Below are 21302 nucleotides of genomic sequence, written 5' to 3'. Positions count from 1 at the left end.
TTATAACGTCGTAAAAACCCAGCCGCTCTCTTGCCACGTCAGGCTGTGTGTCAGCCGCAACCCCTGTAAAAACGCTTCATCGTGCGACGCCACAATCATCGCGCCGGGAAACCCCGCTAACGCCGCCTCAATCGCCTGCACCGATGCCAGATCGAGATGGTTGGTGGGCTCATCCAACAGCAAAAGCTGCGTCGATGCCCGACGCCACAACACACAAGCCAGCGCCGCCTTTAAGCGTTCGCCGCCGCTCAGCGTCGCCAGCGGCAGATTAACCTTATCTGCGCCCAGTTGAAGCTGTGCCAGCCGGGTCCGCAGCGCGCCCTCCTCTAATAGCGTCTCCCCCGCCCGCAGATGTGCCATAACCGACAAAGAGAGATCCAGTTGAGTAAGATGCTGATCCAGCCAGGCAGCGTTGACCGATAAACGGGTTTTACCCACGCCGTTACGCCCGACCAAGCCGCACCGCGACCGCTCCAGCGACAGATTCAGCGGGCCAAAAAGAGTATCGCCCGTCGCTAACTGACAGGTGACTTGATGCAAAATAAAAGAAGGGGATTGCGCACAATGGGCCATAAGCACTCCTGAGTGAAATCAATAACCCCCCTGCCCGCAGCATGTGCCCGGCAAGGATTCGAATTCAGCAGGTGTGTTTGTCCATTTTCAGTGTGCCTCAGTGAGACGAGGGATTCGTCGCGGCAAAGGATAAACGTATTGCCCGGTGGATTTCAAGACTATTTTTTACTCAGCATGCGACGCCGAAAGAAAAAAGCCTCCCGCATGCAGGAGGCTTTTATATTATTTAGCTCAATCTAATCGGATGTATTGAGAATACATCACACCGTCAGAATGGCGGGGATAATCCCCGCCATAAGCCCTTACTGTTTAATATCGCAGGCTAAAGATGCCGCTAATTCAGTATGGCCTTGCTTAATATGCAATTCACATAATGAATCACGAACCATCCAGGTAAATAATAGAATAGTGAGACATATCACTATTAAACTATACAACATAGATTTTTGCGGCATCCATCGCCTCCTGTGTTGATTTTCAACAAGTAAGAGGCTACCCTTATGGTGTTCATGCATAGAGGTGGCCTCATTCTGATTTAGAGTCAGGTGGGGCTTTTCTCTGTTTGCCTTTCGATGAATACCTGAGACAAACAGTCTCAAGCACCCACCGATATTCTACCTTAAAATAAGCACTGACCTATTTTGGTGTATTCCTAAAATATTTCTCACTTATCAATGAAATAATATTAAATATAGACCAGGCAATTATTAATGGTTCAAGTAATAAAACAGCAGATATAAAAAAACCTGCCGTCTGGCAGGTTTTTATTTAACGCTTTCGTGTTACTGGAGCAGCGAAATATCCGCTACCTGCAGGAACAATTCGCGCAGTTTGGAGAGCAACGTCAGACGGTTGATACGCACGTCTTTGTCGTCGGCGTTGACCATCACGTTCTCGAAGAAGGTGTCTACCGGCTCACGCAATGACGCCAGTTCAATCAACGCTTCCTGATAGCGACCTTCGGCAAAATACGGCTGAAGCTTGTCGCGCAGCACCACCAGGTGGCCCGCCAGCTTAATTTCCGCCGCATCTTTCAGTACGGAGGCGTGAACGATATCATTCAGCGTCTCGTCAGATTTCGCCAGAATGTTCGATACGCGCTTGTTGGCCGCAGCCAGCGCAGAAGACTCTTCCAGAGTACGGAAGTGAGACACCGCCTTCATACGCGCATCAAAGTCTGCCGGACGAGTCGGACGACGCGCCAGCACGGCCTGAATGGTGTCAACGCTATAGCCTTCATCCTGATACCAGGCACGGAAACGACCGAGCATAAAGTCGATAACCTCATCGACGACTTTCGCGTTGGTCAGCTTGTCACCATACAGACGTACCGCTTCTTCGGTGAGGGTCTGCAGATCCAGATTGAGGTTCTTCTCAACGATAATACGCAGCACGCCCAGCGCGGCACGACGCAGCGCAAACGGGTCTTTGTCGCCTTTCGGATGCTGGCCGATACCGAAGATACCCGCGAGGGTGTCCATCTTATCGGCGATCGCCAGCGCGCAGGCTACCGGGTTAGACGGCAGATCATCACCGGCAAAGCGCGGCTGATACTGCTCGTTAAGCGCCACCGCCACATCTTCTGCTTCGCCATCGTGACGCGCGTAGTGCATGCCCATCACGCCCTGAGTATCGGTGAACTCGAAGACCATGTTGGTCATCAGGTCACACTTAGACAGCAGGCCCGCACGAGTAGCGTGGTTCACATCAGCGCCAATCTGGCCGGCAATCCAACCCGCCAGCGCCTGAATGCGGTCAGTCTTGTCGCGCAGGGTACCCAGCTGTTGCTGGAACAGCACGGTTTGCAGACGCGGCAGATTATCTTCCAGACGCTTTTTACGGTCGGTATTGAAGAAGAACTCGGCATCCGCCAGACGCGGACGAACGACCTTCTCGTTACCGGAGATAATCTGGGTCGGATCTTTCGACTCGATGTTCGCGACGAAGATAAAGTTTGGCAGCAGCTTGCCGGCGTTGTCGTACACCGGGAAGTACTTCTGGTCGCCCTTCATGGTGTACACCAGCGCTTCCGCCGGTACCGCGAGGAATTTCTCTTCAAACTTCGCCGTCAGCACCACCGGCCATTCCACCAGCGAGGTGACTTCTTCCAGCAGGCTTTCACTCAGGTCAGCAACACCGCCAATCTTACGAGCCGCTTCTTCGGCGTCCGCTTTGATTTTAGCTTTACGCGCTTCGTAGTCAGCCATCACCATGCCGCGTTCCAGCAGAATTTGCGGATACTGGTCAGCATTGTCGATAGTGAACTCAGGCTCACCCATAAAGCGGTGGCCGCGAATGATGCGGTCAGACTGAATGCCCAGAATGGTAGCCGGAACGACTTTATCGCCCAGCAGCAGAGTCACAGTGTGCACTGGACGCACGAAGTGCACATCGTTAGCACCCCAGCGCATCAGTTTCGGAATCGGCAGCTTAGCCAGCGAGGTGGCAATCATGTTCGGCAGCAGCGCTTCGGTGCTTTCACCTTTAACGTGTGCGCGATACAGCAGCCATTCGCCTTTGTCGGTGGTCAGACGCTCGGCCTGATCGACGGTGATACCGCAGCCGCGCGCCCAACCTTCAGCCGCTTTGCTCGGTTTACCTTCCGCGTCGAACGCCTGGGCAATCGCCGGGCCACGCTTTTCGACTTCGCGATCCGCCTGTGCGGCCGCCAGATTTGCGACTTTCAGCGCCAGACGGCGCGGGGCAGCAAACCATTCAACTTTACCGTGCGCGAGGCCCGCGTTATCCAGCTCTGCGGTCACATTTGCCGCAAAAGATTCCGCCAGGTTGCGCAGCGCTTTCGGTGGCAGCTCTTCAGTGCCGATTTCCACCAGAAAAGTATTCTCAGACATGGCCGCCTCTTATTTATTCTTGTTGCACATCGGGAAGCCAAGGGCTTCACGGGAAGCGTAGTAAGCTTCTGCCACTGCTTTGGTCAGGGTGCGAATGCGCAGGATATAGCGCTGACGCTCGGTGACGGAGATGGCTTTACGCGCATCCAGCAGGTTAAAGCTATGGGCAGCCTTAAGAATACGCTCGTAGGCAGGCAGCGGCAGCGGGTTTTCCAGCGCCAGCAGCTGCTGGGCTTCTTTCTCATACTGCTCAAAGCAGGAGAACAGGAAGTCGACGTCGGCGTATTCGAAGTTATAGGTGGATTGCTCCACTTCGTTCTGATGGAACACGTCGCCGTAGGTGGTTTTACCCAGCGGGCCGTCGCTCCATACCAGATCGTAAACGCTGTCTACGCCCTGAATGTACATGGCCAGACGCTCCAGACCGTAGGTGATTTCACCGGTCACCGGCTTACACTCCAGGCCGCCGACCTGCTGGAAGTAGGTGAACTGCGTCACTTCCATGCCGTTCAGCCACACTTCCCAACCCAGACCCCAGGCACCCAGCGTCGGGTTTTCCCAGTTGTCTTCCACGAAACGAATATCGTGAATGGTCGGATCCATACCCAGCTCTTTCAGAGACCCAAGGTACAGCTCCTGAATATTTTCCGGAGACGGCTTAATCACCACCTGGAACTGGTAGTAGTGCTGTAAACGGTTCGGGTTTTCGCCATAACGGCCATCGGTTGGACGGCGGGACGGCTGCACGTAGGCAGTTGCCATCGGTTCTGGCCCCAACGCACGCAAGCAGGTCATGGGGTGAGAGGTGCCCGCGCCAACTTCCATGTCCAGTGGTTGAACAATGGTGCAGCCCTGACGAGCCCAGTAATCCTGTAAGGTCAGGATCAGGCCCTGGAAGGTCCTGGTATCAAACTTTTGCATATGATTTCGTGCTGGATACGTGTGGATTTAAAGGAAGGAGTCAGTATACCCGCTGGCTGCGAGATATACAGTATGAAACGGGGTTGTTTAGGGAAAATTGGGAAAAACAGGCCGGATTTTGCTGCTACCGGGCCTGTTTTAACGCATTGAGAGGTGTAAAAAGCCGCCGTCCGCGTCGAATGAACAGACAAAACTCTCATTACGTGACGTATAGCCACGCAGCTCGTAGCTGCCCTGGAAACGTTCAAATCCGGTTACGTCTATCTTCTGCACTGCCGTATTATAACGTGCCGCCGCATTGTCTTTGCAGAGCTGCTCCATGCTCAACGAGCGTGCAGGATTCATTTTCGCGCTTTGCGTTTTTTGCACCACCGGCTGTTCAGCCGACGAGCATCCAGCCAGCAGAATTAACACCAGCAAGGGAGAGAGAGACTTCATCATCATTATTTATCTTACCGGGCTGTTATTTTAGGCTGTACCCTTTCACACTTCCGCATTGTGCGAATCTCACCACAGCGCCACAAGCACAGAGTGCAAAACTCAGAATTATCCAGTGAAATAGCGCCCACGGCAGCGTGGTCTGAATACATTTATAGCGGAGATTAGGGTATCTGATGCAAGAAAAAATTAGCTGGATTGATAACTTACGCGGTATTGCCTGCCTGATGGTAGTGATGATCCATACCACAACCTGGTTTGTGACCCACCCGCACGACATCAGCCCGCTCAGTTGGGATCTGGCGAATGTTCTGAACTCTGCATCGCGCGTTAGCGTACCGCTGTTTTTTATGATCTCCGGCTACCTGTTTTTTGGCCCTCGCAGCGCGCAGCCGCGTCATTTCCTGCGCATTGCGCTATGCCTGCTGTTCTACAGCGCTCTCGCGCTACTCTTCATTGCCGCCTTTACCCATATCAATCTGGAGACGTCGCTGAAGAACCTGCTGCAAAAGCCGGTTTTCTACCATCTGTGGTTTTTCTTCGCCATCATGGTGATTTATCTGGTTTCACCGTTAATTGAGGTCAAGGCCGTCAGCGGCAAAATGCTGTTAGCGCTGATGGTGGTCATCGGTATTGTTGCTAACCCAAACACGCCGCCACTCAAAACCGACGGCGCAACCTGGCTGCCGGTGAACCTGTACATCAATGGAGATACCTTTTACTACGTACTTTACGGCCTGCTTGGCCGAGCATTGGGCACGATGGCGACGGACCGCAAGGGGCTGACGTGGATCTGCGGGTTAGTGTTTGTCGCTGGCGTCAGCATTATTTCGCGCGGCACGCTGCATGAGTTGCAATGGCGCGGTAACTTTGGCGACACCTGGTACGTCTACTGTGGTCCCATGGTTTTTCTCTGCGCGGCATCGCTATTCATCGTGATTAAAAACACGTTCAACCAACGCGTTCTACCGGGATTAGGCTTCATTTCTCGCCATTCTCTGGGCATCTATGGGTTTCACGCTTTTATCATTTACCTTCTGCGCAGCTGGAATATCGATCTCAAAAACTGGCCCGCGCTGGATATCCTGTGGGTATTTGCGATAACCCTTGCGGGCAGCCTCCTGCTCTCAATCGCACTCCAGCGCGTGGATAAGCGTAAGCTGGTTAGCTAGCATACTCTCGCTGCGGCCACAGCGCCGCCCCGTACATACAGGCAAACCATGCCGTGACGACGATACCTTTTTGGGGTAACGCCAGCGGCATATTCCATACCCCCACCAGCAGCAGCCCGGATGCCAGCAATAAAACCAGGCGGCATAACTGAGCAAATTGCACCTTCGCGGCCTGCCGGTAAGCCACGATCGTGAATATTCCCAGTACCAACATCGCCAGAAAATAGGCTTTATCTTCCAGCTGCGAGCAACCAGGCCAGATGCACATCAAATAGAGCGCGATGCCGACAATAAAGACCACACGCGGTGATTTAACGATAGTTCCCATGACGTACCTCTCTTACTGACAACGTCGTCATTATCGCTCACGATGGTTTATTAACACTGGAGAACACAATAAAAGCGGCAGTTTCGGAATACATCAAGACAAGACAGAGGGAAAATGCCCGCTCCTCAACGGAGCGGGGAGTAAAGCTTATCAGGACATTAATGGCAGCAAATGTTGATAAATCTGGCGGAACGTCTCGCGCTGCGGCGCATAATGCGCAACGCGTTCTGCATTTGGCCGATGCTCCTGCTCCAGCGCCAGCTGCGGCAGCAGGTCAGCATAGGGACGATCGTTATGGATAGCTAGCTGTGCCAGGCGCGCTGCGCCCAGAGCCGGACCGACATCCCCCCCCGTGCGGTAATCAAGTTGCTTGCCGCAAATATCCGCCAGCATCTGCCGCCAGTAGGCGCTGCGCGCGCCGCCGCCGATAAGGGTAATGCTTTTCGGTTCCACGCCGCAGGCGTGCACCACGTCCATACCGTCAGCCAGCGCAAAGCCTACGCCCTCCAGTACCGCACGTGCCAGCTCGGCCGGGCCATGTTGGTGGGTTAACCCAAAGAACACGCCCTTTGCCTGCGGATTATTGTGCGGCGTACGCTCCCCGGAGAGATACGGTAGGAACCACACCGGCCCCGCGTTAACATCGGCCTTCTCCGCCGCGGCAATCAGCGCGGGAACCGTCCCCAGACCGGTTAACTTCGCCGCCCAGTCAAGACAGGATGCCGCACTCAGCATCACCGACATCAGATGCCAGCGCCCCGGCAGCGCATGGCAGAAACTGTGTACCGCGCTTTCCGGTTTACTGAGGAAACCTTCGCTTACGGCGAAGTAAACACCTGAAGTGCCTAAGGAAAGCATCGCCTGGCCCGCATCCGCCATGCCGACGCCCACGGCTCCTGCTGCATTATCACCACCGCCGGCCACTACCGGCACAGCAGGCATATCCCACGCGCTGGCGACTGACGCCAGCAAGTGTCCGGTTACGCCGCAGCCTTCAAACAGGGCGGGCATGTTATCGCGGGTCAACTGGCAAGCCGCGAGCATCTCATCGCTCCAGTCGCGTTTCGCCACGTCCATCCACATCGTACCTGCCGCATCCGACATATCGCTGGCGAAATCGCCGGTCATACGCAGACGCAGATAATCTTTCGGCAGCAGCACTTTATCGACCTGACGGAAAACCTCCGCTTCGTGGCGCTGAACCCACAGCAGCTTCGGCGCGGTGAAACCAGGCATCATCAGGTTGCCGGTAATGTTACGTGAGGCTTTAACCTGCGCTTCCAGCAGTTGGCACTCCTGCGCGCAACGACCATCGTTCCACAAAATTGCCGGTCGCAATACGCGCTGTTGCTTATCCAGCAGCGTGGCGCCGTGCATCTGCCCGGCAATCCCCAGGGCTTTCACCCCGCGCAGGCTATGCTGTTGCCCAAGCCCCTTCATCGCACGATCCGTCGCCTGCCACCAGTGCTCAGGATCCTGCTCGGACCACAGTGGATGCGGACGGGAAACCGTCAGTTTTTCCGTTTGCGAGGCCAGCACGGTGCCCTGCTCATCAAGTAGAATGGCCTTAACGCCAGACGTGCCTAGATCTATGCCGATATACATCGCAACTGCTCCTTTAGGTGGTACGATGCCCGGAAGCTTACGCCCCGGGCATGGTGTACGGCAAAAACCGAGATTACTTGTCGAACAGGTAGTGATTGACCAGCCCTTCCAGCAGCTCCTGATGCCCGCTCTGGTGCTGTGGCGCCAGCTGATTCTGCTCAGCATATTTCGCCAGATCCTGCAGCGACATCTGGCCTTTAAGAATCTGCTGACCCAGCTCGCCGTTCCAGCCGGCATAGCGTTTCGCAACGCGTTTATCCAGCTCGCCGCCTTCAATCATGCGTGCCGCGACTTTCAGCGACAGCGCCATGGTATCCATCGCGCCAATATGGCCATAGAACAGGTCATATTTGTCGGTGCTCTGGCGACGGACTTTGGCGTCAAAGTTCAGGCCGCCGGTGGTAAACCCACCCGCTTTCAAAATTTCATACATCACCAGCGCGTTTTCTTCCACGCTGTTCGGGAACTGGTCGGTATCCCAACCCAGCTGCGCATCGCCGCGGTTCGCGTCAACCGAACCAAACAGGCCCAGCGCGATGGCGGTGGCGATTTCGTGATGGAACGAGTGGCCCGCCAGCGTCGCATGGTTCGCTTCGATATTCAGCTTGATCTCTTTCTCCAGACCGAACTGTTTCAGGAAGCCATACACGGTTGACGCATCGTAATCGTACTGGTGTTTGGTCGGTTCCTGCGGTTTTGGCTCAATCAACAGCGTACCCTGGAAGCCGATTTTGTGTTTGTGCTCAACAACCATCTGCATAAAGCGGCCAATCTGCTCGCGCTCCTGACGCAGATCGGTATTCAGCAGGGTTTCATAACCTTCACGGCCGCCCCACAGCACGTAGTTTTCGCCGCCCAGTTTATGGGTTGCGTTCATCGCGGTGAACACCTGCGTCGCCGCCCAGCTAAACACTTCCGGATCCGGGTTCGTCGCCGCACCTGCGCCGTAGCGCGGGTTGGTAAAGCAGTTCGCGGTGCCCCACAGCAGCTTCACGCCGCTCTGCTGCTGTTTCTCCGCCAGCACATCAACCATCTGCGCAAAGTTGTTCAGGTATTCTTTCAGGCTAGCGCCTTCCGGGGAGACGTCTACGTCATGGAAGCAGTAGTAAGGTACGTTCAGCTTGTGGAAGAATTCAAAAGCGACATCGGCTTTGCGTTTTGCAAGCTCGATGGCTTCACCTGGCTGCTGCCATGGACGATTAAAGGAGCCGACCCCGAACATGTCCGCGCCGTTCCAGCAGAAGGTATGCCAGTAGCAGGCGGCGAAGCGCAGGTGATCTTCCATACGTTTGCCCAGCACCAGTTCGTCCGGGTTGTAGTGGCGGAACGCCAGCGGGTTTTCGGTTTTTGGGCCTTCGAAACGAACGCGATCCAGTTGGTCGAAATATGCTTGCATAATGAACTCCATAATCTGACAGGCGGCGAGGAATAATTCGTTTGGTCATAGTGAATTCTGAATGGCGGCCGCTCAATTACGTTATTTCACACTGCTATTAAGAGAATCCACAAATGTGCGCTAGCTCGCAAAATAAAATAGAATCAACCTCATTTTATGTACGCAAATTTTTCAGTCTCTATTTTGAAAATCAGATCGCGGTCATAAATCAGCAATTAAACGAAATATCGTAATAGGAAGATAAAAATCTGTAATTGCCAGCCGCCGCCTGCATGTTAAAAAATTGCTGCGAGTTAAGTCATCTCCGTTTCTTTTATCGCCAATCTCATCACCTTATCCCTACAAAAGGCATTACGATTATGAAGATAAAGAACCTTTGCCTCACTCTCTGCGCCTCACTGCTCCTCACCAGCATGGCGAGCAGCGCCAAAGAAGTTAAAATCGGTATGGCCATTGATGACCTACGCCTCGAACGCTGGCAAAAAGACCGCGATATTTTTGTTAATAAAGCCGAACAGCTTGGCGCACAGGTTTTTGTGCAGTCAGCCAACGGCAATGAAGAAACGCAAATGTCGCAGATCGAAAATATGATCAACCGTGGCGTAGACGTCCTTGTCATTATTCCTTATAACGGCCAGGTACTTAGCAACGTCATTAAAGAAGCGAAACAGGAAGGCATTAAAGTATTAGCTTATGATCGCATGATAAATAATGCTGATATTGATTTTTATATTTCCTTCGATAACGAAAAAGTCGGCGAAATGCAGGCACAGAGCCTGGTCAACAAGGTTCCCCAGGGGAATTATTTCCTGATGGGCGGCTCGCCGGTTGATAATAATGCCAAGCTGTTCCGCGCCGGTCAGATGAAAGTCTTAAAACCGTACATTGATGATGGCAAAATAAAAGTCGTCGGCGATCAATGGGTTGACGGTTGGCTGCCGGAAAACGCGCTCAAGATTATGGAAAATGCCCTCACCGCCAATAACAACAAAATTGACGCGGTTGTCGCGTCTAACGACGCGACGGCAGGCGGCGCAATTCAGGCGTTAAGCGCGCAAGGCCTGGCGGGCAAGGTGGCTATTTCCGGCCAGGACGCTGACCTGGCGGGGGTGAAACGAATCCTCAATGGCACCCAAACAATGACCGTGTATAAACCGATTACCCTGCTGGCAAACAGCGCCGCTGAAATTGCCGTCGAGTTAGGTAATGGTCAGCAGCCAAAATCGGATGCCACGCTCAATAACGGGCTGAAAGATGTTCCATCGCGCCTGTTAACCCCTATCGAAGTCAATAAAACCAACATTGACGATACCGTTGTGAAAGATGGTTTTCATAAGAAGAGTGAACTCTGAATAGTATGCCCCGGCCATCAGGCCGGGGCAGCGTAGCCACCGGGTATATCCGGTAGCCAGGCTTACGTGGAGCACAAGTACTTATGTCATATTTACTTGAAATGAAGAACATTACCAAAACCTTCGGGGTGGTTAAGGCTATCGATAATGTCAGCCTGAGATTAAACCCAGGCGAAGTTGTTTCGCTGTGTGGCGAAAACGGCTCCGGCAAATCGACCTTAATGAAGGTGCTTTGCGGTATTTATCCGCATGGTAGCTATGACGGGGAAATTATTTTTGCCGGCGAAACGCTACAGCCGACGCACATTCGCGACACCGAACGTAAAGGTATTGCTATTATTCACCAGGAGCTGGCGCTGGTTAAACATTTGACCGTGCTGGAAAATATTTTTCTTGGTGCGGAAATCAGCCGCCATGGCGTGCTCGATTACGACATCATGACCCTGCGCTGCGAAAAGCTGCTGGCTCAGGTCAATCTCGCGATTTCGCCCGATACCCGCGTCGGTGATTTGGGTCTTGGACAGCAGCAGCTGGTTGAAATTGCCAAAGCGCTCAATAAACAGGTGCGCCTGCTGATCCTCGATGAACCCACCGCATCGCTGACCGAGCAGGAGACCGCCGTCCTGCTGGATATCATCCGCGACCTACAAAACCACGGCATCGCCTGTATCTATATTTCGCACAAGCTGAATGAAGTCAAAGCCATATCCGACACGATCTGCGTGATCCGCGACGGTCAGCATATCGGCACCCGCGACGCCAGCAACATGACGGAAGATGACATCATCACCATGATGGTTGGCCGCGAGCTGACGGCGCTCTACCCCAGCGAACCGCATACCGCAGGCGAGGAGATCCTGCGCGTCGAACACCTGACCGCATGGCATCCGGTTAATCGTCATATCAAACGCGTTAACGACATTTCCTTCAGTCTCAAACGTGGCGAGATTCTCGGCATTGCCGGATTGGTCGGCGCAGGCCGTACTGAGGCGGTACAGTGTCTGTTTGGCGTCTGGCGAGGCCGCTGGGAGGGACGTGTTTTTATCGACGGTAAACAGGTCGATATCCGTAACTGCCAGCAGGCGATAGGCCACGGCATTGCGATGGTGCCAGAGGACCGCAAAAAAGACGGCATCGTGCCGGTCATGGCGGTAGGCAAGAATATCACGCTGGCCGCGCTCAACGACTTCAGCGGAACATTGAGCAGCCTCGACGATGCCAAAGAACAGCAGTGCATACTGCAATCGATACAACGGCTGAAGGTGAAAACCTCTTCGCCGGATCTGGCCATAGGGCGGCTGAGTGGCGGCAACCAGCAGAAGGCGATACTGGCCCGCTGTCTGCTGCTCAACCCACGCATCCTGATTCTTGATGAACCCACTCGCGGTATCGACATCGGCGCGAAGTATGAAATCTACAAGCTTATCAATCAATTGGTGCAGCAAGGCATTGCCGTCATCGTTATCTCGTCGGAGCTACCAGAAGTGCTGGGGCTCAGCGACCGGGTGCTGGTCATGCACGAAGGGAAACTCAAAGCTAACCTGGTGAACCATAACCTGACTCAGGAAAATGTGATGGAAGCCGCCTTAAGGAGCGAACGCCATGTCGAAAAACAATCCGTCTGAAATGAAACTGGCAGCCCCAGCGACATCCCCGGCGCTGCGGCTAAAATCCCTGAACTTACAGGTTTTCGTCATGATCGCGGCCATTATTGCGATCATGCTGTTTTTCACCTGGACCACCGATGGCGCTTACCTGAGCGCACGTAACGTCTCCAACCTCCTGCGCCAGACCGCCATTACCGGCATTCTGGCCGTGGGTATGGTGTTTGTGATTATCTCGGCTGAGATAGACCTTTCCGTCGGCTCGATGATGGGCCTGTTGGGGGGAGCGGCGGCGATTTTCGACGTCTGGCTCGGCTGGCCGCTACCGATCACCATTATCGTGACGCTGGCGATGGGGCTGGTACTTGGCGCATGGAACGGATGGTGGGTGGCCTATCGTAAGGTGCCGTCGTTTATCGTCACCCTCGCCGGGATGCTGGCATTTCGCGGCATTTTGATTGGCATCACCAACGGTACCACCGTGTCGCCTACCAGCGCAGCGATGTCGCAAATAGGTCAGAGCTATCTGCCGGACGGCATCGGTTTTACCTTTGGTGCCGTGGGGCTGATGGCATTCATCGCCTGGCAATGGCGTGGCAGAGTCCGCCGCCAGTCGATGGGGCTGTCAACGCCTGCCTCCACCGGCGTAGTGGGTCGTCAGGCCCTGACGGCAGTGATCGTGCTGGGGGCTATCTGGCTGTTGAATGATTATCGCGGCGTTCCGACGCCGGTGCTGCTGCTTACGCTGCTGCTGCTCGGTGGCATGTTTATGGCTACCCGTACCGCCTTTGGCCGCCGTATCTACGCTATCGGCGGCAACATTGAAGCCGCGCGCCTCTCCGGTATTAACGTTGAGCGTAACAAACTGGCGGTATTCGCCATTAATGGTTTGATGGTGGCAATTGCCGGGCTGATCCTGAGCTCACGTCTCGGGGCCGGTTCACCGTCGGCAGGGAACATCGCCGAGCTGGATGCCATCGCAGCCTGCGTGATCGGCGGGACCAGCCTCGCTGGCGGCGTGGGCAGCGTTGCCGGTGCGGTCATGGGGGCATTTATTATGGCGTCCCTCGACAACGGAATGAGCATGATGGACGTCCCCACTTTCTGGCAATATATCGTGAAAGGTGCGATTTTATTGCTTGCCGTATGGATGGACTCAGCGACCAAACGGCGTGCGTAATTGCCTGTCCGTGGTGTTGCCGAATCAGTAATCGGCAACACCTCTCATGATTCGCGAGGAACCCTGAACCATGTTTGGAAAACGTCACCGCGTGACGCTGTTATTCAACGCCAACAAAGCCTTTGACCGTCAGGTGGTTGAAGGTGTCGGCGAATATTTGCAGGCGTCGCAGTCAGAGTGGGATATCTTCATTGAAGAAGATTTCCGCGCACGAATCGAAAATATCAAAGAGTGGCTGGGTGACGGCGTTATCGCCGACTATGACGACCCTACTATTGAAGCGCTGCTCACCGATGTAGACGTCCCCATCGTTGGCGTTGGCGGCTCCTATCACCGCCAGGAGCAGTACCCGCCCGTTCACTACATCGCGACCGACAACTACGCGCTGGTAGAAAGCGCTTTTTTGCATCTTAAAGAAAAAGGCGTCCACCGTTTCGCCTTCTACGGTCTACCCACCGCCAGCGGTAAGCGCTGGGCCGAGGAGCGTGAATACGCTTTCAGCCAGATTGTCGCCAAAGAAAAATACCGCGGCGTCATCTATCAGGGCCAGGAAACCGCGCCGGAGAACTGGCAGCATGCACAAAATCGTTTAGCCGATTGGCTGCAAACCCTGCCGCCGCAAACCGGCATTATTGCCGTCACCGATGCCCGCGCCCGTCATGTTCTTCAGGCTTGCGAACATCTGCATATTCCGGTGCCAGAAAAGCTGTGCGTCATCGGTATTGATAACGAAGAGTTAACCCGCTATCTCTCCCGCGTGGCGCTCTCGTCAGTGGCGCAGGGGGCTCGACAGATGGGATACCAGGCAGCCAAGCTGATGCAGCGCCTGCTCGATAACGAGGTTCTGCCGCTCCAGCGGGTGCTGGTGCCGCCGATGCGGGTGATGGAACGACGTTCAACCGACTACCGTTCCCTAAACGACCCGGCCGTCATTCAGGCCATGCACTACATTCGCAATAACGCCTGCAAGGGAATTAAGGTTGAACAGGTGCTGGACGCCGTCGGCATCTCACGATCGAATCTGGAGAAGCGCTTTAAAGAGGAAGTGGGTGAGACCATTCACGCCGTGATCCATAGCGAGAAGCTGGAAAAGGCGCGCAGCCTGCTGGTTTCGACATCGCTGTCGATTAACGAGATTTCGCAGATGTGCGGCTATCCGTCGCTACAGTATTTCTATTCGGTATTCAAAAAAGAGTACGACACCACGCCTAAAGAGTATCGCGAGCAGCACAGCGAGGCGCTGATTCAAGCCTGACCTCCGCCCACAAAAAAGGCCTTCCGATGGAAGGCCTTTTTGATATTCAGCAGCGATTACATATGTGCCGCAATCAGACGCTGGTTATCCTGATACATCGCGAACAGGTAGTCGTTATAGCTCGAACCTTTGGTCGAATACCCTTTCAGCTTATGGATCATCGCGGTTGCGGTGACTTCCTGATCCGTTTTACGCAGCTGAGCGCGCGACTTACGGAACGAGGCATAGGCCGGATGCGTATTCAGGTTGGTTGCATACGCCTGCACCGACTCTTTTACGGAGCCGAACTTGGTGTAGCCGTTGACGGAACCTGCGCCATTTTTACAGCCTCTGCCGCACTTCATGCCGAACAGGTTGTTATTTGCGCGGGCCAGCTTAGACGTACCCCAGCCGCTTTCGGCTGCGGCCATCGTAGCCACCATGCTGCCCGGGATAATATCGACGCGCTCAAGCAGCGAATTCCACGGCACCTTACGGGTGTTGCCGTTCCAGCTGACTTTGTAGCGTGCGGCGATATCTTTCAGGCGCGCACGTTCAGACGGCGACCAACGGCCTTCGTACTGTTTGGAAATCAACCAGTTACGATCCGCCGTGATGGCAGCATTTTGACTTGTGATATAAGGCATTACCGTCCGGAGAAACGCTCTTTTCCTTGGGGTTCCGGAAGGGTATTTTCGCAAATCAGGAAGTGAACTACTCTTTACACTATTGCGAGAATACTCTTGTTTACTGCTGGCCTTATTAAAACTTGTCTTTGTTACCGAGGCTTTCTGATGCTTTGTTACCGTGTGTGTTTTTGCGAACACCCCACCTGAAAATGTGCAGATGAGTAACATTAGTATCGCGGCCCCATATCGTCGAATGGGAGTCGATATCATTAGGTCTCCTGGTCGGATGCAATCATTCCAACGCCTTCTTATTTCATAAAATTGAGAGCTGAATCTCAAATTATAACAAAAATAGCCCTTCAACGCACGCTTAAGAAATAGTCCGATTCCGAAACGAGCAAACGGACGCGATTCAGCATAGGACAAATTGCGCAGACAAAATGCCGGGCATATCTCATTTTAGCTCATTTTTTGAGCTCCATCACTCAGCCCTTTTCCTCCTCCTTCGCGAAGGAGGAGTACAGTGGGGTAAACTGCTGGCACACTGGGAAAAACACGTTCTGGCACAGGATAACGCTATGAAGCTTGCCGCCCTTGTACCGCTACTGCTCCCCGCTTTTGCCAATGCCGCCAGCTGGACCGCGCAGGATTTTCCCGCCTTCTCTGCCGATGGAACGGGGAAGTTCACCAGTCAAAAAATGCTCACAAAGGGTACCCGTCCTTTGAGGGTGAATCTTGAGCAACAGTGCTGGCAACCCTCTGGCGCCATTCGTCTTAACCAGATGCTGTCGCTCGAACCTTGCCATGGCGATGCGCCACAGTGGCGCCTGTTTCGCGACGGCAGCTATACGCTGGAGATTGATACCCGCTCCGGCACGCCCACGCTGACTATCTCCGTGCAAAGCGCGGCACAGGACGGCAGTGCCCAGGCGAAGGTTCGCCAGTGCCCGCGCTGGGACGGTAAGCCACTGACGCTGGATGTCGGTCAGACCTTCGCCGAAGGCAGCACTGTGCGCGATTTTTATAGCGGGAAGACCGCCGTCGTCACCCAGGGCAAAATTACGCTACAGCCCGCAGAAAACAGCAATGGCCTACTGCTGCTGGAAAGCGCCGACGTCATCACAACTGCACCGTTCAGTTGGCATAACGCGACCGTTTATTTCGTGCTTACGGACCGTTTTGTCAACGGCGATCCCAGCAATGACAACAGCTATGGGCGCCATAAAGACGGCATGCAGGAGATCGGCACCTTCCACGGCGGCGATCTAAAAGGATTAACGAGCAAGCTCGACTATCTGCAAGCACTCGGCGTCAATGCGCTGTGGATCAGCTCACCACTCGAGCAAATTCACGGCTGGGTTGGCGGAGGCACCAAAGGGGATTTCCCGCACTATGCCTATCACGGCTACTACACTCAGGACTGGACCCGGCTCGACGCCAATATGGGGACCGAAGATGACCTGCGCGCGCTGGTTGATGGTGCGCACCAGCGCGGCATCCGTGTCCTCTTTGACGTGGTCATGAACCATACTGGCTATGCCACGCTGGCGGATATGCAGGAGTATCAGTTCGGGGCGCTATACCTGAAAGGCGATGAGATAACGAAAACGCTGGGCCAGCGCTGGACGGACTGGAAGCCCGGCGCAGGGCAAAGCTGGCACAGCTTTAACGACTACATCAACTTCAGCGACAAAGCCGCATGGGAGAAATGGTGGGGCAAGGCGTGGATCCGCACCGATATTGGCGACTACGACAACCCTGGTTTCGATGACTTGACCATGTCACTGGCGTTTCTGCCCGATCTGAAAACAGAATCGACGACGCCGAGCGGGATGCCAAATTTCTATCAACACAAAGCGGATACCCACGCCCGCGCTGTCGACGGTTTTACACCGCGTGACTACCTCACCCACTGGCTCAGCCAATGGGTACGCGATTATGGTATTGACGGCTTCCGCGTCGATACGGCTAAGCACGTTGAGCTGGCGGCCTGGCAGCAGCTCAAATCGCAGTCGGTTGATGCACTGGCAGCCTGGAAAAAAGCTAATCCGCAAAAGGCCATGGACGATGCGCCATTCTGGATGACGGGTGAAGCCTGGGGCCACGGCGTGATGCAAAGTGATTACTACCGACACGGCTTTGACGCGATGATTAACTTTGATTATCAGGATCAGGCCGCCAGAGCCAGCGACTGCCTGGCCAACATCGACCCGATCTGGCAGCAAATGACCGATAAGCTGCAAAGCTTTAACGTCCTGAGCTACCTTTCATCGCATGATACGCGACTGTTCCGCGAGCAAGGCGGCAACGCCGCCGAACTCCTGCTGCTCGCGCCGGGCGCAGTGCAAATCTTTTACGGCGACGAGTCTAATCGTCCGTTTGGCCCAACGGGTTCTGACCCGCTGCAAGGCACGCGTTCATCAATGAACTGGCAGGATGTCGCCGGAAAATCCGCCGCCACGCTGGCGCACTGGCAAAAACTGGGACAGTTCCGCGCACGTCATCCGGCGATTGGTGAAGGGAAACAAACCACGCTGTCGCTCTCTCAGGGCTACGGGTTTGTACGAGACTACGGTGAGGACAAAGTCATGGTGGTCTGGGCCGGCAAGCGCTGATTTACACTCCTCCAGGCCCGCGGCATAATTGCGGGCCTTTGTAGAATAAATAACTTAAAATTTTACAATTAACAATTTTATTCACTACAGACTCTGCATTAGTGCCATTTGCACCACATCGTGAGTGGCGTTATCGTTACCCACTTCACAGAACAAGCAATAGAAATCCGGCTATGACATTTTCACTTTTCGGCGACAAATTCACCCGCCATTCAGGCATTACCCGCCTGATGGAAGACCTCAACGACGGTTTACGCACCCCTGGCGCCATCATGCTTGGCGGCGGTAACCCGGCCCAGATTCCAGAGATGAATAGCTATTTTAAGCATCTACTGGCGGAGATGCTGGAAAGCGGCAAAGTCTCTGAAGCGCTGTGCAATTACGACGGTCCGCAGGGGAAAAACGAACTGCTGGTCGCGTTGGCCGATATGCTGCGTAATGAATTAGGTTGGGATATTGCACCACAGAATATTGCACTAACAAACGGCAGCCAAAGCGCGTTTTTCTACTTGTTCAACCTGTTTGCTGGCCGTCGTGCCGACGGTACCACTCGTAAGGTCCTGTTCCCACTCACACCCGAGTATATTGGCTATGCCGACTCGGGGTTAGAAGACGACCTTTTCGTTTCAACTCGCCCCCATATTGAGCTGCTGCCGGAAGGCCAGTTTAAGTATCACGTCGATTTCGAAAATCTGCCGATCGGCAAAGATACCGGGATGATCTGCGTGTCACGCCCGACCAACCCGACGGGGAACGTCATCACCGATGATGAACTGAAACAGTTGGATGCGCTTGCGCATCAGCACGGCGTGCCGCTGGTTATCGATAATGCCTACGGGGTCCCCTTCCCGGGCATTATTTTCAGCGAAGCGACACCGCTGTGGAATCCGAATATCGTGCTGTGCATGAGCCTGTCTAAACTTGGCCTGCCGGGTAGCCGCTGCGGCATCATCATCGCCGATGAAAAAATTATCGCTGCTATCAGCAACATGAACGGCATTATCAGCCTCGCTCCTGGCGGGATTGGCCCAGCGATCATGTGCGAGATGATCAAGCGCCGCGATCTGCTGCGCCTGTCGAATACCGTTATCAAGCCGTTTTACTACCAGCGCGTGCAGGAAACCATCGCCACTATCCGCCGCTATTTGCCGGAAGAGCGTTGCCTGATCCACAAACCGGAAGGCGCGATTTTCCTGTGGCTATGGTTTAAAGATCTGCCGATCACCACCGAGACACTCTACCAGCGCCTGAAAAAACGCGGCGTGCTGATGGTGCCTGGGGATTTCTTCTTCCCGGGTCTGGATAAGCCATGGGAACACACTCACCAATGCATGCGTATGAACTATGTGCCGGATCCAGACAAAATTGAAGCCGGGGTAAAAATCCTTGCTGAAGAAATTGATTTAGCCTGGCGCGAACATCAATAATATACAATATATCGGCCTCTAGTATTAGAGGCCGATATATTCTGTGAACTCAGTTGTTATTTTAAAAACGAACACCAAAAAGTTTTACCCCCTTCCTCGCTCAGATTACTCCCAATTTAAAGCGCCATTTCATTACGACTAAACATTCAACACTAATATTCACTCCGGCTTAACGTGTTAAAAAACAAGTAACAGCATGTTTCATAAGCGCATATTATTTTACATAGCAGACTTTGTTTATCCCTAAATAAAATCGGATTTATTCAGCCTTTCGTATGAAAAGAAACGCACCATGCAAGGCTTTATTTTCTACTTACACTGATTAATACGCACTCGGCGTTTTAACTGGTGGAGTATGGTTATGAACTCTAAAAACGTTAGCCATTTAAGCATTATTGCTATGGCGGTTCTTATTGCATTCTCACTCTCCGCCTGTAGCGGTAGCGGCGGGGGCTCTCATTCAACGGCTAAAAACGGCAGCACCCAGGGCAGCGGCTCTGGCGGCGGTGATGGTGGTGGGGATGGTGGTGGTGATGGCGGCGGCGATGGCGGCAGCAACGGTGGTGGCACGACGGCAAATAACTCGGTGAGCAGCATCGTTGGCGATACTGGCAAAGCGGTTTCCGGCGTAGGCGATACCTTAAGCGGCCTGGGAAGCCAACTGACTACCACAACCGGCAATAATCCGGTGACCTCAACGATTTCGACCACGGTGAGCGGCGTGGGTAACGCTGTCGATACGCTAGGAACCGGCGTCACTAATGGTATAGGTAATTCCTCAAATACTAACGGCGTGGGAACCACATTGCAGGGTACAACAAGCACTGTCACCGTGCTGGGTAACACGGTATCCAACGTAGGTACCGGCCTGTCATCAAGCACCTCCGGGACGCCGGTCGCGGGCGTGACCGGCGTGGTAGGCAACGTCGTCAACAGCGCAGGACAGATCGTGAGCGGCACGGGGACCGGGTTGACGAGTACACTGCAAAGCCCGGGCGTAACCGCCACAACCACCGGCGTGACCTCGGTGGTGAATAATACACTGTCCGGTGTACAGGGCGTAACCCAAGGAGTGGGGACCGCTACAGGTTTGGGCACCCCGGTTAACGGGTTACTGACTCAAGTAGGGACGACAGTGAGCGGTGTGGGAAGCCAGGTTGGCACCACCTCTCCAACGCTGAGCGGCGTAGGCCAGGTTGTCTCCAGCGTCGGTAATATCGTGACCGATGCCGGTGGTCTGGTAAAACCAACCGGCACCAGTACCGGAACCAGCGGCGGCCTGCTGGCTAATGTCACGGGTAGTCTGAACGTGAGCACAACCACCAATGCAGGTTCAACAAGCGGTAGCACTACCAGCACAGGAACCAGCAGCGGTACTTTAGGTGGTTTAAGCGGCCTACTCAGCGGGTTAACGACAAAAAAATAAGCTATATATTTATTAATGCCTTCCGTGCCCCCGCAATGGGGGCACGTTTTTCAGCAGAATAACAAGAATCATCCTTGCACAATAAAATACACAAGGAATGCGTCATGAAAACTACCCTGGTTTATGCGCTATCGGGGGTCGTTCTGCTTAATATTGCCAGAGCAGACACATTACCCGCATTGATTGACCCGAATAACCCGGCCAAAGCAGAACAAAACAGCACACCGCAGGCCCCCGCAGCCGCCGCGCCAGGTTTAAGCGTTAGCGTGCCCAAAAATAAATTAACGCCTGAAACACTGATTAAAGTCGATCATATTCAATTTATTGGCGGTACAGTATATCCATTAAAAGAGTTATTACGTCCTTTTGTCCCCTACGCACATAAACAAGTTCCGCTAAAAACGCTGATTGGTCTGGTTAACGATATTACGCTGCGCTATCGCGCCGACGGTTATCCACTCTCTTATGCCTGGCTTCCGGATGACAACTTCCAGGACGGTACGCTCAAGATTGTTCTTGTCGAAGGCTACGTCGCCCACAGCGATATTAA

At 53.9% G+C, this 21302-nt stretch carries 17 protein-coding genes and 1 pseudogene; 9 read left to right on the top strand and 9 right to left on the bottom strand.

The features are described from left to right. The 5 genes and pseudogenes from M989_RS01615 to M989_RS01600 form a co-directional block, all read right to left on the bottom strand. A pseudogene (locus tag M989_RS01615) lies at positions 1-492 on the bottom strand (ATP-binding cassette domain-containing protein); the annotation flags it as partial. Between the two features lie 383 nt (positions 493-875). Further along, positions 876-1028, bottom strand: coding sequence for a type I toxin-antitoxin system toxin HokA (gene hokA / locus M989_RS24240; protein ID WP_122983161.1), 153 nt, complete (start codon positions 1026-1028; stop codon positions 876-878). Positions 1029-1355: 327 nt separating this feature from the next. Continuing rightward, entirely contained in the window at positions 1356-3425 is a 2070-nt protein-coding gene (gene glyS / locus M989_RS01610; protein ID WP_064541128.1) for a glycine--tRNA ligase subunit beta, read from the bottom strand. A gap of 9 nt (positions 3426-3434) precedes the next feature. After that, positions 3435-4346, bottom strand: a complete 912-nt coding sequence (glyQ, locus tag M989_RS01605; protein ID WP_004106786.1) for a glycine--tRNA ligase subunit alpha — start codon at positions 4344-4346, stop codon at positions 3435-3437. A 138-nt stretch (positions 4347-4484) separates the two neighbouring features. Further along, positions 4485-4790, bottom strand: coding sequence for a YsaB family lipoprotein (locus tag M989_RS01600; protein WP_064541125.1), 306 nt, complete (start codon positions 4788-4790; stop codon positions 4485-4487). A 170-nt stretch (positions 4791-4960) separates the two neighbouring features. On the opposite strand from M989_RS01600, the gene M989_RS01595 reads away from it, so the two are divergent. Beyond that, positions 4961-5956, top strand: coding sequence for an acyltransferase (locus M989_RS01595; protein WP_064541122.1), 996 nt, complete (start codon positions 4961-4963; stop codon positions 5954-5956). On the opposite strand, the gene M989_RS01590 is transcribed toward M989_RS01595, so the two are convergent. The 3 genes from M989_RS01590 to xylA all read right to left on the bottom strand — a co-directional run bounded on the left by M989_RS01590 (position 5949) and on the right by xylA (position 9285). Continuing rightward, positions 5949-6284 carry a YiaA/YiaB family inner membrane protein gene (locus M989_RS01590; protein ID WP_064541119.1) on the bottom strand — a complete coding sequence of 112 codons (336 nt, stop codon included), beginning with the start codon at positions 6282-6284 and terminating at the stop codon, positions 5949-5951. The two genes, M989_RS01595 and M989_RS01590, sit on opposite strands and share 8 nt — an antisense overlap. Before the next feature lie 150 nt (positions 6285-6434). After that, a complete protein-coding gene (gene xylB, locus M989_RS01585; RefSeq protein WP_064541116.1) occupies positions 6435-7889 on the bottom strand; it encodes a xylulokinase in 1455 nt (484 codons plus the stop codon). Between the two features lie 73 nt (positions 7890-7962). After that, positions 7963-9285 (bottom strand): xylose isomerase, encoded by a 1323-nt coding sequence (xylA, locus tag M989_RS01580; RefSeq protein ID WP_064541113.1) that lies wholly within the window; start codon positions 9283-9285, stop codon positions 7963-7965. 359 nt (positions 9286-9644) lie between these two features. On the opposite strand from xylA, the gene xylF reads away from it, so the two are divergent. The 4 genes from xylF (at position 9645) to xylR (ending at position 14676) form a co-directional block, all read left to right on the top strand. Continuing rightward, positions 9645-10637 (top strand): D-xylose ABC transporter substrate-binding protein, encoded by a 993-nt coding sequence (gene xylF / locus M989_RS01575; RefSeq protein WP_064541110.1) that lies wholly within the window; start codon positions 9645-9647, stop codon positions 10635-10637. 83 nt (positions 10638-10720) lie between these two features. Beyond that, positions 10721-12262 carry a xylose ABC transporter ATP-binding protein gene (locus M989_RS01570; RefSeq protein ID WP_064541107.1) on the top strand — a complete coding sequence of 514 codons (1542 nt, stop codon included), beginning with the start codon at positions 10721-10723 and terminating at the stop codon, positions 12260-12262. Next, on the top strand, positions 12240-13421 hold the full coding sequence (xylH, locus tag M989_RS01565) for a xylose ABC transporter permease XylH (protein ID WP_064541104.1): 1182 nt from the start codon (positions 12240-12242) through the stop codon (positions 13419-13421). Before M989_RS01570 ends, xylH begins: the two co-directional genes overlap by 23 nt. 70 nt (positions 13422-13491) lie before the next feature. After that, positions 13492-14676, top strand: a complete 1185-nt coding sequence (xylR, locus tag M989_RS01560) for a D-xylose utilization transcriptional activator XylR (RefSeq protein WP_064541101.1) — start codon at positions 13492-13494, stop codon at positions 14674-14676. Positions 14677-14732: 56 nt separating this feature from the next. Here the strand turns inward: xylR and M989_RS01555 are convergent, their stop codons facing one another. Continuing rightward, positions 14733-15554, bottom strand: coding sequence for a protein bax (locus M989_RS01555; RefSeq protein ID WP_064541098.1), 822 nt, complete (start codon positions 15552-15554; stop codon positions 14733-14735). A 308-nt stretch (positions 15555-15862) separates the two neighbouring features. Here M989_RS01555 and M989_RS01550 point away from each other — a divergent pair, with 308 nt between their 5' ends. From M989_RS01550 to M989_RS25185, 4 genes are all read left to right on the top strand, one after another. Then, positions 15863-17899, top strand: a complete 2037-nt coding sequence (locus tag M989_RS01550; RefSeq protein WP_064541095.1) for an alpha-amylase — start codon at positions 15863-15865, stop codon at positions 17897-17899. A gap of 173 nt (positions 17900-18072) precedes the next feature. Further along, positions 18073-19326, top strand: a complete 1254-nt coding sequence (gene avtA, locus M989_RS01545) for a valine--pyruvate transaminase (RefSeq protein ID WP_064541092.1) — start codon at positions 18073-18075, stop codon at positions 19324-19326. 361 nt (positions 19327-19687) lie between these two features. Continuing rightward, entirely contained in the window at positions 19688-20752 is a 1065-nt protein-coding gene (locus M989_RS01540) for a collagen-like triple helix repeat-containing protein (protein WP_064541087.1), read from the top strand. 104 nt (positions 20753-20856) lie between these two features. Beyond that, positions 20857-21302: POTRA domain-containing protein (locus tag M989_RS25185; protein ID WP_280683858.1), on the top strand; the 446-nt coding region annotated here is incomplete at its 3' end.

Source organism: Kluyvera georgiana ATCC 51603 (genome assembly GCF_001654985.1).
Taxonomy (GTDB): Bacteria; Pseudomonadota; Gammaproteobacteria; order Enterobacterales; family Enterobacteriaceae; genus Kluyvera; species Kluyvera georgiana.
The sequence above is the reverse complement of the archived record's forward strand: the minus strand, read 5'-3'. Positions and strand labels throughout refer to the sequence as shown.